Origin of the sequence: Shewanella sp. UCD-KL21, assembly GCF_001957135.1 — a bacterium.
In the GTDB taxonomy this organism is placed as follows: domain Bacteria; phylum Pseudomonadota; class Gammaproteobacteria; order Enterobacterales; family Shewanellaceae; genus Shewanella.
The window spans coordinates 91,458-104,079 of sequence record NZ_MPHK01000017.1 but is presented as its reverse complement, the minus strand read 5'-3'; the positions used below and the strand labels follow the sequence as shown (position 1 = coordinate 104,079).

9 protein-coding genes and 1 rRNA gene are annotated in these 12,622 nt (G+C 42.7%); 7 read left to right on the top strand and 3 right to left on the bottom strand.

The annotated features are described in order from the left end of the window. Nucleotides 1-76: 76 nt before the first annotated feature. Both rrf and BM739_RS15000 read left to right on the top strand, forming a co-directional pair. Nucleotides 77-192: ribosomal RNA gene (gene rrf, locus BM739_RS15005) — 5S ribosomal RNA — on the top strand. 810 nt (nt 193-1,002) lie between these two features. Continuing rightward, entirely contained in the window at nt 1,003-2,277 is a 1,275-nt protein-coding gene (locus BM739_RS15000) for a CinA family nicotinamide mononucleotide deamidase-related protein (RefSeq protein ID WP_076542013.1), read from the top strand. A gap of 77 nt (nt 2,278-2,354) precedes the next feature. Here the strand turns inward: BM739_RS15000 and BM739_RS14995 are convergent, their stop codons facing one another. The 3 genes from BM739_RS14995 to argE form a co-directional block, all read right to left on the bottom strand. After that, the gene (locus BM739_RS14995; protein ID WP_076542012.1) at nt 2,355-2,891 is read right to left on the bottom strand and encodes a DUF1439 domain-containing protein; all 537 of its coding nucleotides are present in this window, start codon (nt 2,889-2,891) and stop codon (nt 2,355-2,357) included. Next, on the bottom strand, nt 2,891-5,539 hold the full coding sequence (gene ppc / locus BM739_RS14990) for a phosphoenolpyruvate carboxylase (protein ID WP_076542010.1): 2,649 nt from the start codon (nt 5,537-5,539) through the stop codon (nt 2,891-2,893). The genes BM739_RS14995 and ppc overlap by 1 nt, the downstream gene beginning before the upstream one ends. A gap of 125 nt (nt 5,540-5,664) precedes the next feature. Then, a complete protein-coding gene (gene argE / locus BM739_RS14985) occupies nt 5,665-6,816 on the bottom strand; it encodes an acetylornithine deacetylase (RefSeq protein WP_076542008.1) in 1,152 nt (383 codons plus the stop codon). Nucleotides 6,817-7,077: 261 nt separating this feature from the next. On the opposite strand from argE, the gene argC reads away from it, so the two are divergent. From argC to argH, 5 genes are all read left to right on the top strand, one after another. Further along, nucleotides 7,078-8,058: an N-acetyl-gamma-glutamyl-phosphate reductase gene (gene argC, locus BM739_RS14980; RefSeq protein ID WP_076542006.1), complete on the top strand. Its 981-nt coding sequence runs from the start codon at nt 7,078-7,080 to the stop codon at nt 8,056-8,058. Between the two features lie 14 nt (nt 8,059-8,072). Continuing rightward, nucleotides 8,073-8,855, top strand: coding sequence for an acetylglutamate kinase (gene argB, locus BM739_RS14975; RefSeq protein ID WP_076542004.1), 783 nt, complete (start codon nt 8,073-8,075; stop codon nt 8,853-8,855). A gap of 11 nt (nt 8,856-8,866) precedes the next feature. Then, nucleotides 8,867-9,772: an ornithine carbamoyltransferase gene (locus BM739_RS14970; protein ID WP_076542002.1), complete on the top strand. Its 906-nt coding sequence runs from the start codon at nt 8,867-8,869 to the stop codon at nt 9,770-9,772. A gap of 64 nt (nt 9,773-9,836) precedes the next feature. Beyond that, nucleotides 9,837-11,057, top strand: a complete 1,221-nt coding sequence (locus BM739_RS14965) for an argininosuccinate synthase (RefSeq protein WP_076542000.1) — start codon at nt 9,837-9,839, stop codon at nt 11,055-11,057. Nucleotides 11,058-11,133: 76 nt separating this feature from the next. After that, the gene (gene argH / locus BM739_RS14960; protein WP_076541998.1) at nt 11,134-12,504 is read left to right on the top strand and encodes an argininosuccinate lyase; all 1,371 of its coding nucleotides are present in this window, start codon (nt 11,134-11,136) and stop codon (nt 12,502-12,504) included. The last annotated feature ends 118 nt before the right edge of the window (nt 12,505-12,622 follow it).

Here is a 12,622-nt window from a genome sequence, read left to right as displayed (position 1 = left end):
TCAAAAAATCTCGAAAGAGTTATCAGATTTCCGAATTATTATTTACTGCATTTGCGGTAGATAAAGCAAGAATTTGCTTGGTGACAATAGCATTGTGGTACCACCTGATCCCATCCCGAACTCAGTAGTGAAACGCAATCGCGCCGATGATAGTGTGGGGTCTCCCCATGTGAAAGTAGGTCATCGCCAAGCGCCTAATTTCTCTTTTAAAGAGAGCAGATAGCCCGTTACTGATGTAACGGGCTTTTTTGTGTTTGTCATTTGAGCGTCATATGCCATGTGAAAGCCATGTGAAAGTAGGCTGTAATGTCTGTGTTTATAAAGCAACATATATACAGACATGCAGCGCTGAGGATTTATCCGCAAATAAACTTCGCTAAGTTCCGAATGTCTCTCATTAGAGAGTCGATAAAGCCCTGACTTAATAGTCAGGGCTGTTTTCGTTTTGGGCAAAATAAAATAACTCACTGACCGTGATAGCTTGAGTCATTAGCTGCTAGATAATATTGTGAGCAGTGAGCGTGGGTGAATGTCTATGTGAAAGTGGACCATAGCCAGCCTGATTTTTATTATTTTTACAAGTAACAGCAAAAGTTATCAATAATCCCTTCCTCACCGAGTTAGGGATTTTTAGGTTTTGGGATGTTAATAAAACAAATCCTGATAGTTGAAGTATTTAGCCATGTTCTTTTAAATATTGATGTGGGCAGCAAGCCAATGTATAACCAGATTTAAGTTAACGGCCTAATCTTTCTAAATAGCATAATTAGCCAATTACTTAAGAGTCAGACTTTATTGTGTTTGAGATTTAAGGCGCTAGCTTCAATCAATATTGCGCTTAAGAAGCTGTTGAGTACACAAGTTGAACTTAAAACAACCTAATACAGTATTAAATATCAGTAACGTAATGCAGCTATCATGATGGTAAGCTATCTTGTAGGTTATTTTGCGGATTTAATCTTGCTTGTTGTTTCTTTCAAGGCAGGCTTTTTAGGGATAAGAATGAAACTAGAGATGATTTGTACTGGCGAAGAAGTGCTATCTGGCCAGATTATAGATACTAATGCTGCCTGGGTTGCTAATACCATGATGGAGTTAGGTATTGAAATGCAGTACCGTATCACTGTTGGTGATCGCTTAGATGATCTTGTTCAAGCATTTATTGATAGAAGCCATCATGCCGATGTGATTATTGTTAACGGCGGTTTAGGGCCAACCAGTGATGATATGTCAGCAGAAGCGATGGCGTTAGCTAAGGGAGAGCCTTTAGTTGAGAATGTTGAATGGCGAGAGAAATTAATTGAATGGTTTTCCCGTAACAACCGTGTGATGGCCAAGAGTAACCTTAAACAGGCTTGGTTACCTGAGTCTGCAGTAATGATTGATAATCCTGTTGGCACAGCATGTGGTTTTAGAGTTAAGTTAAATAAAGCGTGGTTATTTTTTACTCCCGGTGTTCCTTTTGAATTAAAGCACATGATCACCGAGCAGTTTATTCCTTTTATTAAGGCTGAATTTAAAGCTAGTGAAAACACTTCGCTAAAAAAACTGCTTACCATAGGGCATGGGGAGTCTTCTTTAGCTGATAGCCTAGCGGATTTAACTTTGCCTGATGGTGTCACCTTAGGTTACCGCTCTTCTATGCCACATATTGAGATTAAAATATTTGCTCGTGGCGATAAGGCAATTAGTCAACTTCAAAGCGTAACTCAAGCAGTCAAAGCGATTCTCGGTACTGCAGTGGTCGCTGATGACAAGCCCACACTTGCAGCAGAGATCCATCAATGTTTATATCAATCTGGTTTTAGTTTAAGTGTTGCCGAGTCTTGTACTGGTGGCTTAGTAACAAGCCAGTTAATTGATTTTGCAGGTAGCTCATCATATTTGCATCATGGTTTAGTAACCTATAGCAATGAGTCGAAAGTCAAAGTATTAGGCGTAAGCCCACAAATTTTAGATGATTACGGCGCGGTTTCTATTCAAACAGTCGAGGCGATGGCTAAAGGCGCTAGAGAGGTTTTAGATAGTGACTATGCTTTATCGACCAGTGGTATCGCTGGGCCTGATGGTGGTTCAGAGGAAAAACCTGTTGGGACAGTGGCCATTGCGCTGGCGACTAAGCATGCGGTATATAGTCAGATGATTAAAGTCTCCAGTCGATCACGAAGTTTGGTGCGCACTTTAAGCGCAGCTGTTGCCTATGACATGTTACGCAGGGCATTATTAGATGAAGCGGTTATTGTTGATTACCCATCAATCAAACGATTTGATAAGTAATTGAGCGTATTATCTTTATATAAAAAAAGTAGCAATAATATTGCTACTCTTTTTAGTATCAGTTGAATCATTAAGCTTTAAAACTTAATGACAATCTTGCCTTTTTGCACTTCAATCTCTTTGGTGATTGAGGCCATCATTGCTTGGTTAGAATCATTTTCATCCAGCACGTAGACAGGTTGTGATGCTAAAAAAGTACTAAGAAACATCATTAACTGTGGAGTGATTGATGAAAGCATTTTTTCAATATCTGCGGGGGTGGATTTAACCTCAACCAAATCTAACTTCTTTAAATAGATGCTTTTGGTTTCAACGTCATACCAAGGCTCAGCCTCAAATGTTGTCACAAGATCTGCTTCTATAGATTTGAAAGGGTTTTTAACGGCCATTCTCGTTTGGGCTGTGACCGCGATAGTATTGGGTTTGTGGCCCAATTCTACTTCCATATCATTGAGTTTAAGTTGAAGCCCAAAAACTTGGTTACCTTGGGAGACTTCATAATGCATCTCGTTATTTAGGTAATCTTCAACTTCAGACTCACTAATGCTGTACTGAGCGGCGCAGCCAGTCAGTAATAGCATTAGTAAACCTAAACCACATTTAAGTATGCGCATTAGCCAGTGTTTCTCATTCCTGCTGCGACGCCAGCAATGGTTAACATCAGTGCAAGTTCAACTTGTTTAGATGCCTGTTCTTCATTACGGGTACGAGCGAGTAATTCAGCTTGTAAAAAGTTGAGTGGGTCAATATACGGGTTACGTAACTTAACAGACTCGCGGTTCCAAGGCGTATGCGCCATTAACTCTTCTGATTGGGTTAATGACAATACCTCATCAATACCTAATTGTAGGCTGGCGCGCAGCTTTATGCCCAAATGTTTTAACTCATCAGGGACAAGGCAGCTATCGTAATAACTAGCAAGGTTTGGCTCCGCTTTCATATATACCATTTCAAGCATCGAAACACGGGTTTCAAAGAACGGCCATTGTTGCTCCATTTCTATGAGTAAATCAGCTTCACCTCTTTGTGACGCGGCTTGTAGTGCTTCGCCTGCGCCTAGCCATGCTGGTAGCATTAGGCGGTTTTGAGACCAGGCAAATATCCATGGGATTGCGCGTAAACTCTCAATGCCGCCATCGACACGACGTTTTGCTGGGCGACTCCCTAATGGCAGTTTACCTAGTTCAACTTCAGGTGTCGCTGCGCGAAAGTAAGCCACAAAATCAGGCTCTTCACGGACGATGCCACGATAGGCTTTAACTGAATCATCTGCTAAGCGCTGCATACAGTCGCGCCATTGCTGTTTAGGCTCTGGTGGCGGCAGTAAGGTTGCCTCCATAACTGCTGAGGTATATAAAGCCAAGCTTTGAACGGCCACTTTAGGTAGGCCGAACTTAAAGCGGATCATCTCCCCTTGCTCGGTGACCCGGATTCGGCCATCCACAGACCCCGGAGGTTGCGATAAAATTGCTTTATGAGCTGGTCCGCCGCCACGACCAATTGAGCCACCACGACCATGGAACAACATCAGTTTTACATCTGCTTTCTTACATACTGCTACTAGTTGCTCTTGGGCATGATATTGCGCCCATGCTGCAGCAATTACGCCGGCATCTTTGGCTGAATCAGAATAGCCGATCATCACCTCTTGCATGCCTTTGGTGTAACCGCGATACCAGTCAATATTAAGCAGTTGAGTCATGCAATCAGCTGCTGTGGTTAAATCACTTAATGTTTCAAACAATGGCACTACGCGCATTGGATGCTGGCAGCCACTTTCTTTAAGTAATAACAGCACCGCTAATACATCTGATGGCTTACTTGCCATTGAAATAACATATGATCCCAGTGCTGTCGCTGGTTGACTTGCAACCAGTTTACAGGTGTTAAGCACTTCTTGTACGTCAGCCGTTGGTTGCCAAGTACTTGGAATAAGCGGTCTTCGACCTGTTAGCTCTCGTAATAAAAACGCCTGCTTTTCGTTTTCATCCCAGTGATCATAGTCACCAAGGCCTAAGTAGCGTGTTAGCTCGGCAATGACGTCGCTGTGACGTTCAGCATCTTGGCGGATATCCAGCCTGAGCATATGGATACCAAAACAGGCCATACGGCGGAGAATATCTAACAATAATCCGTTGGCGATAAGGCGCATACCGGATGACATTAAACTACGATAAAGCAGCTCTAATGGTTGCTTTAAGTCTTCAAGTTCCCAAATGATATCATCAGGTGTCATATCGACTTGCTGGCCTTCAAGGCGGATATTTAAGTAGTCGATGGTATTACGTAACTTGTTGCGTAGATCTCGCAGCACATCACGGTAGGGCTCTTTACTGTTATTGGATAATGCCATGAGTTCTTCACTGGCATCTTCCATTGATAATTCATTAATCAGCTTAACGATATCTTTGAGGTATAAGCGTGCGGCAGCATGGCGATTTCGTAGTAATACTTCTTGAGTGACGACTGAGGTAACGAATGGATTGCCGTCTCTGTCTCCGCCCATCCAGCTAGAAAAACGTACTGGGCATATATCTGTTGAAATCTGTTTACCGGTTTTAGCTTGGACATGATCATTGAGCTGACGTAAGAAATCGGGTACTGCTTGCCATAATGATGTTTCAATCGTACTTAAACCCCAGCGAGCTTCATCAACAGGGGTTGGCCTGTCATGACGAATTTCATTGGTATGCCATATTTGTGCGATGAGCTGGCGTAAGCGTAAATGAGATTGGCCTCTTTCTCGCTCGGTTAGTTGCTGATTTTCTTGCTCTGTCAGGCAATCAACCACTGCAGAGTATTTTTGAATGAGGGTGCGGCGTGAAATCTCGGTGGGATGTGCTGTGAGTACTAAATCGATATCGAGGTTTTCAAGGCAATGAATGACTTCTTGTTCATCGGAGCTGCTGTTAAGCATTCGTCCAAGTAGCTGCTCTACGGGATCCGGTGTACATACAAGCTCATCACAATTACGACTAATGGTATGGAATTGCTCAGCAATGTTGGCCAAATTAAGAAATTGGTTAAAGGCTTTGGCAAACGGGACTAATTCTTCATCAGGAAGTGAGTTGAGTAAAGTGAGCATCTGTTGGCGTGAGTCTGCATTTCCTTGGCGGGATTCTTTAGCCAGAATGCGAATTTGCTCGACTTTTTCGAGAAAACCTTCACCAAGGTGATCGCGCATAGTATCACCTAAAATTTGTCCTAAGTTGCTGACATTAGAACGCAAGGATGCATACATATCGGCGGTTTGATCTGCCATAATTACTCCATAAGTTACTTAATAAGCGGTGACTATTTTTCCATAAGCTTTAGCACAATAGCGAGCGACAACGGCTTGGTCAATGGCTGATGAGATAAATTCAAAAGCCATTAACCTGCTTGTTGTTATTTAATACAAGCCTGATAAATCAGCTTTTTAATGAGCTCAACCGTAGGGGTTAAATATTCAAGGCCAATATATTCATCGGGCTGATGGGCTTGATTAATACTCCCAGGGCCAAGTACTAGGGTTTGGCAGCCTAATTGATTTATATAAGGCGCTTCAGTGGCATAATTGACCACTTCAGCTTGGCTATTAGCCAGCTTAGAAACCAGCTTGGTCCAATAGCTATCAGCTTTTCCTGCAAATGACTCAGAGCCTGGGTATAAGGTGCGAACTTCAATACTGCCAGGATACTGCTTATTAATATCCGCGAGATAGTTAATGACCATTAGCTCTAAATCCGCGAGTTCAATACCGGGCAGTGGACGAATATCAAGGTGTAAGTCGCAGCAACCACAAATACGGTTGGCAGCATCGCCGCCGTGAATATGGCCAAAGTTCATGGTTGGGTAGGGGACACTGAAGGCATCTTCTCGGTAGTTTTCACTTAAATGTTGCTTAAGCTTTATTAACTGACCCGTGACTTGATGCATTATCTCGATGGCATTAAGCCCACGAGCAGGATCTGAAGAATGACCACTACGGCCAATAACGCGAATACCTTGGGCTAAATGGCCTTTATGCATATACACCGGCTTTAAACTAGTTGGCTCGCCGATAATGGCATAATCTGGTGCGATAGCTGTTGATTCAGCAAAGGCCTTAGCGCCATTCATGGTCGTTTCTTCATCGGCGCTGGCAAAAATATGTAATGGACGCTTCAATTCAGTTAATGGGATGTCTTTTAACGCTTCCATGATCAAGGCAAAAAAGCCTTTCATATCGCAGGTGCCTAGGCCATACCAGCGATTGTCTTTCTCAGTTAATTCAAACGGACTTTGACTCCAACGACCTTCATCAAAGGGAACGGTATCGGTGTGGCCAGCTAATAACAAGCCGCCTTTGCCAGAACCAATGGTGGCGACAAGGTTTTGCTTACCTCTGCTATCAGCGACAGTACTAATTGTGCAATCAAAGCCCATGTCGCTAAACCAAGACTGTAGCAGTGCAATAACTGCATGGTTACTCATATCTTGCTCTACTTCTAAAGCACTGATTGATGGTAGTGCAATCAACTGTTTAAAAGCATCTTTTAATTCTGGTAGTGAGTTCATAAGGGCCTTTTATAAATATTTTATTAAATAACCATTCATTATTATTGCATAAGTAATGTTTTATGTTAGTCTAGCAAACAGCTAAGGAATTCACCATAACTTGATAAATATTTAAGAACTATAGATATGTATGTAATTGCGATTCAATTCACTGTAACAGATCCCAAGGTAAACTATTCTCGACGATAGTTTTAATCTCGAGCACCCTGCTCATATTTCAAATAAAAATTAATAATTTACTGACTTAAAGATGACAACATAATGAAAAAAATCGCAATAATTGGTGCTAGTGGTTATACCGGAGCACAAATCACCGCTCTTATTGATGCGCAAGCATCACTATCGATCCAAGGCTTATATGTTTCTGAAAACAGCCTAGATAAAGGCCGGTTATTAGCAGATCTATACCCGAGTTATCAACACATTCAAATTCCTCTGTCACCGTTATCGGCTGAAGCTAAACAAGCCATCGTTGATCAAGCTGACGCCGTGGTACTAGCAACAGAGCATTCAGTTAGTTTGGAATTAGCCGCATTCTTTTATAACCAAGGTTTAGCAGTATTTGATTTAAGTGGCGCATATCGGTTTGCTGATACCGCCCAATACCCTAAATGGTATGGCTTTGAACATACTCAAGCAGCAGTGCTGGCTGATGCGGTTTACGGCCTAGCAGAATGGAACGCTGAAGCTATTGCTAATAGCAAAATGATTGCTGTGCCAGGTTGTTATCCAACGGCATCACTCACAGCGCTAAAACCATTAAAACCTTTTTTAACTGATGCTTACCCTGTTATTAACGCAGTAAGTGGCGTGACCGGCGCAGGCAGAAAAGCCCAATTGCATACCAGTTTTTGTGAAGTCAGCTTAACGCCCTATGGTGTATTAGGGCATAGACATCAACCTGAAATTGCCACCCAACTGGGTCAAGAAGTTATCTTTACCCCACATTTAGGTAATTTCAAGCGTGGTATTTTAGCCACCATTACCGTGCAACTTAAAGCGGGTACTACAGAGGCTGACATTGCTAAAGCTTATGGCGTATATGATGACTCGCCACTGGTGAGCGTCAAGCATAACCAATTTCCTAAAGTCGATGATGTGGTGCTAACACCCAATTGTATAGTGGGCTGGAAGTTTGACCCGCAAAGCAATTACCTAGTGGTTGCTAGCGCCATTGATAATTTAATGAAAGGCGCAGCAAGCCAAGGCCTGCAGTGCATTAATATTCACTTCGGTCTATAACAGGAGCCTTGATTATGTCTAATACCAACCCTGTTATCGTACTTAAAGTAGGTGGCGCGCTGTTGCAATCAGAGTCTGGCATGGCAGAGTTAATGTCAGTAGTTGCTGAAATGATGCAACAAGGGCAGAAAGTGATTTTTGTTCACGGCGGTGGTTGCTTGGTCGATGAACAGCTTGAAGCTAATGGCAAGCAAACCATTAAGCTTGAGGGCTTACGTGTTACCCCTGCTGATCAGATCCCGATTGTGGTGGGCGCATTGGCGGGCACATCGAATAAAATTTTACAGGCCGCAGCAATTAAAGCTGGCATCGTCAGTGTGGGGATGAGCTTGGCTGATGGCAATATCGTCAATGCCAAAATTAAACATGAAAAGTTAGGTTTAGTGGGTGAAGTGTCGCCTAATGATCCAAGTTATTTAAATTACTTACTGTCACAAAACTGGTTACCTATTTGCAGTTCAATCGCGATTTCGCCAGCGGGCGATATGTTGAATGTCAACGCCGATCAAGCCGCTACCGCATTAGCTAAACTCGTTGCCGGTCAGCTGGTGTTATTGTCAGACGTACCCGGTGTACTTGATGCTAAAGGCGAGTTAATTGCCCAATTAGATCAACAACAAATTAGCTCGCTTGTGGAGCAAGGGGTGATTGAAAAAGGCATGAAAGTAAAAGTTGAAGCGGCATTAGAGGTCGCTCAATGGATGGGCAAAGCCGTACAGGTCGCCTCATGGAAACAACCTCAACAATTAATTGCATTAACTAACGGACAATCCGTTGGCACTCAAATTCAGCCTTAGGAGCAAAGCTAATGGAACACTTATTATCACTTAAAGACTTGTCGCAAACCCAGCTATTAGACTTACTGGCTTTGGCAAAAAAAATTAAAGCAAATCCAGCTGATTACAATCAAGCGCTGGCAGGCAAAAGTGTGGTGATGTTATTTGAAAAGCCATCACTACGTACTCGAGTAAGTTTTGATATCGGTATTAACAAGCTCGGTGGTCATTCAGTTTATCTTGATCAACAAAATGGTGCCTTAGGCAAACGTGAACCAGTTTCTGATTTTGCGACCAACATTTCGTGCTGGGCAGATGCGATTGTGGCGAGAACCTTTTCGCATACAACTATTGCCGGTCTGGCTGAACATGCATCAGTTCCGGTGATTAATGCGCTATGTAATTTATATCATCCTTGCCAAGGCTTAGCAGACTTTTTGACCTTATCAGAGAAGTTTGATGATGTAAGCAAGGTGAAATTAGCTTACCTAGGTGATGGTAACAATGTGACACACTCTTTGATGTATGGAGCTGCTATCTTAGGTGCGACCATGACTGTAGTTTGCCCGCCAGGTCACTTCCCTGACGGCAACATTGTCTGTGAAGTACAAGCCTTGGCTGCCAAACATGGTGGCAAGCTTATCTTGACCTCGGATGTGAGTGAAATGGGCCCGCAAGATGCCATATACACAGATACGTGGATCTCAATGGGCGACAATACTTCAATGGCCGAAATTGAAGCGAAATTTAAGCCTTATCAAGTTAATAGTGAATTAATGAATAAGGTGGGTGCCAATTACTTTATGCATTGTTTGCCAGCTTACCGTGAAGTGGAAGCAACAGCAGAAGTGGTGGATGGTGAAGGTTCACTTATCCTCCAGCAAGCTGAAAACAGAATGCATGCACAAAACGCCGTATTGGTTACTTTGTTAGGTTAATAAATCATATTTTCATCAGCTGGCGTTAGCGAGCTTTTATAAACGAATTACGTTAGGAATTACCATGTCACTTACAGCACAAGCAAATATTAAAAAAGTCGTTTTAGCTTACTCGGGTGGATTAGACACCTCAGCGATTATCCCATGGCTAAAAGAAACCTATGATAATTGTGAAATTGTCGCCTTTTGCGCCGATGTTGGTCAAGGTGCAGAAGAACTTGAAGGCTTACATGAAAAAGCCATCGCATCAGGTGCTTCAGAATGCTACATCGTCGACTTAAAAGAAGAGCTGGTGGCTGATTATATTTATCCGACCATTGCAACAGGTGCTATCTATGAAGGTACCTACTTACTGGGCACCTCAATGGCGCGTCCTATTATTGCTAAGGCGCAAGTAGAAGTCGCCCGTAAAGTTGGCGCTGATGCGGTATGTCATGGTTGTACCGGCAAAGGTAATGATCAAGTACGTTTCGAGGGTTGTTTTGCCGCACTTGCACCTGATTTAACCGTTATTGCCCCTTGGCGTGAATGGTCAATGGTGAGCCGTGAAGACTTACTTGATTACCTTGCTGAAAGAAATATTGAAACCACAGCATCAGCGACTAAGATTTATAGCCGTGATGCCAACGCTTGGCATATCTCTCATGAAGGCGGTGAGTTAGAAGATCCGTGGAATGAGCCAAGCAAAGAAGTATGGACCATGACAGTGGCACCAGAAGATGCGCCAAATACCCCTGAGTATGTTGGGCTAACCATTGCCAATGGCCGTGTTACTCATGTTGATGATGTTGCACTGTCGCCATACGACGCACTAATGAAGCTAAATGAATTAGCTGCAGCGCACGGTGTTGGTCGTATCGATATTACCGAAAACCGTTTAGTAGGCATGAAGTCTCGTGGCTGTTATGAAACCCCAGGCGGAACAGTGATGTTTGCAGGCCTGCGCGCAATCGAAGAGCTAGTGCTTGATAAAACAAGCCGTGAGTGGCGTGAGCAAATTGGCGCACAAATGGCTCACCTTGTTTATGACGGACGCTGGTTCACTCCATTATGTAATTCGTTAATTGCCGCGTCAGAATCTTTAGCGCAATTAGTTAACGGTGAAGTGGTCGTTAAGCTTTACAAAGGCAAAGCAAGTGTAGTGAAAAAGCGCTCTCCAAATAGCTTATATTCAGAAGAGTTCGCGACCTTTGGTGACGACAACGTTTATGACCAAAAAGATGCAGCAGGCTTTATTCGCCTTTACTCTTTATCAAGCCGTATTAGAGCATTAAATACGAAATAAATTTCCTGTGATTTAAGATTGATACGGGGCTCATATAGCCCCGTTTTTATAGAATAAGTTAAAAGAGGGTATCGACATGGCGTTATGGGGCGGAAGATTCAGTCAAGAAAGCAGTGCATTATTTAAATTATTTAATGACTCATTACCAGTAGATTATCGTTTAATTGAAGAAGATATTATTGGCTCAATTGCATGGGCATCAGCAATCACTTCAGTGGGTATTTTAACTCAAGCAGAATGTGAGCAATTGCATGGCGCATTAAATGAATTACTTACAGAAGTAGCCGACAAACCAGAATTGATTATTGCCTCAGGTGCTGAAGATATTCACAGTTTTGTGGAACAGTCTTTAATTGCCAAAGTGGGCGACCTGGGTAAAAAGCTGCATACGGGGCGTTCGCGTAATGACCAAGTGGCCACAGATTTAAAACTATGGTGTAAAAAAGAAGGTCAGCACTCACTTACATTACTGAAAAAGCTCTCAGCTGAACTGGTTAAACTGGCTGAGCGTGAAATTGACGCTGTGATGCCCGGCTATACCCATCTACAAAGAGCCCAGCCAGTATTATTTGGTCATTGGTGTTTAGCTTACGTAGAAATGTTTGAGCGTGATATTAGCCGTTTAGAAGATGCACTAAAGCGTGCTGATACTTGTCCATTAGGCACTGGCGCCCTTGCGGGAACGGCTTATCCAATGGACAGACATCAGATTGCACAATCATTAGGTTTTGCAGCGCCAACCTTAAATAGCTTAGATTCAGTGTCAGATCGTGACCATGTTGTTGAGTTATGTAGCGATGCTTCAATCAGCATGATGCATTTAAGCCGTATGGCTGAAGATTTAATTTTCTTTAACAGTGGCGAAGCAGGTTTCATTGAGCTTGATGACGAAGTGACATCTGGTTCATCATTAATGCCACAGAAGAAAAACCCTGACGCTTTAGAGTTAATCAGAGGCAAAACAGGCCGTGTCTATGGCAGTTTGATGGGTATTCTTACTACCATGAAAGCATTGCCACTTGCTTATAACAAAGATATGCAAGAAGACAAAGAAGGCTTATTTGATGTAATGGATAGCTGGTCTATTTGTCTTGAAATGGCAGCATTAGTATTAAGTGGCCTGCAAGTTAACCGTGAAAGAACCTTAGCTGCAGCCCAGCAAGGTTATGCAAACTCTACCGAGCTGGCTGATTACCTAGTTGCTAAAGGTATGCCATTTAGAGAAGCGCACCATGTTGTTGGTGAAGTGGTCGTGGCTGCCATTGCCAAGCAAACTCCGCTAGAAGATTTTGTTATTTCAGAGCTACAGCAATTTAGCCCAATCATCAGTGATGATGTTTATGAGTGCTTAACGATTGAGTCATGCTTAGCAAAACGTGAAGCTTTAGGCGGTACCTCGTTAGCGCAAGTAAAATATGCATTAGCCCAGAAACAAGCTAATAGCTAAATAATGTGTCAGCCTTATTAGTTTATATTTGTTTCTTTTAGGCTTAAATAAAAAGTCCGCAGCGATTAATCACTGCGGACTTTTTTAATTCATTAACAGCAGATTTATTTTAAAACTA

Coding starts and splice junctions, on each gene's coding strand:
- BM739_RS15000 (WP_076542013.1), top strand. CDS start 1,003: ATGAAACTAGAGATGATTTGTACTGGCGAAGAAGTGCTATCTGGCCAG.
- BM739_RS14995 (WP_076542012.1), bottom strand. CDS start 2,891: ATGCGCATACTTAAATGTGGTTTAGGTTTACTAATGCTATTACTGACT.
- ppc (WP_076542010.1), bottom strand. CDS start 5,539: ATGGCAGATCAAACCGCCGATATGTATGCATCCTTGCGTTCTAATGTC.
- argE (WP_076542008.1), bottom strand. CDS start 6,816: ATGAACTCACTACCAGAATTAAAAGATGCTTTTAAACAGTTGATTGCA.
- argC (WP_076542006.1), top strand. CDS start 7,078: ATGAAAAAAATCGCAATAATTGGTGCTAGTGGTTATACCGGAGCACAA.
- argB (WP_076542004.1), top strand. CDS start 8,073: ATGTCTAATACCAACCCTGTTATCGTACTTAAAGTAGGTGGCGCGCTG.
- BM739_RS14970 (WP_076542002.1), top strand. CDS start 8,867: ATGGAACACTTATTATCACTTAAAGACTTGTCGCAAACCCAGCTATTA.
- BM739_RS14965 (WP_076542000.1), top strand. CDS start 9,837: ATGTCACTTACAGCACAAGCAAATATTAAAAAAGTCGTTTTAGCTTAC.
- argH (WP_076541998.1), top strand. CDS start 11,134: ATGGCGTTATGGGGCGGAAGATTCAGTCAAGAAAGCAGTGCATTATTT.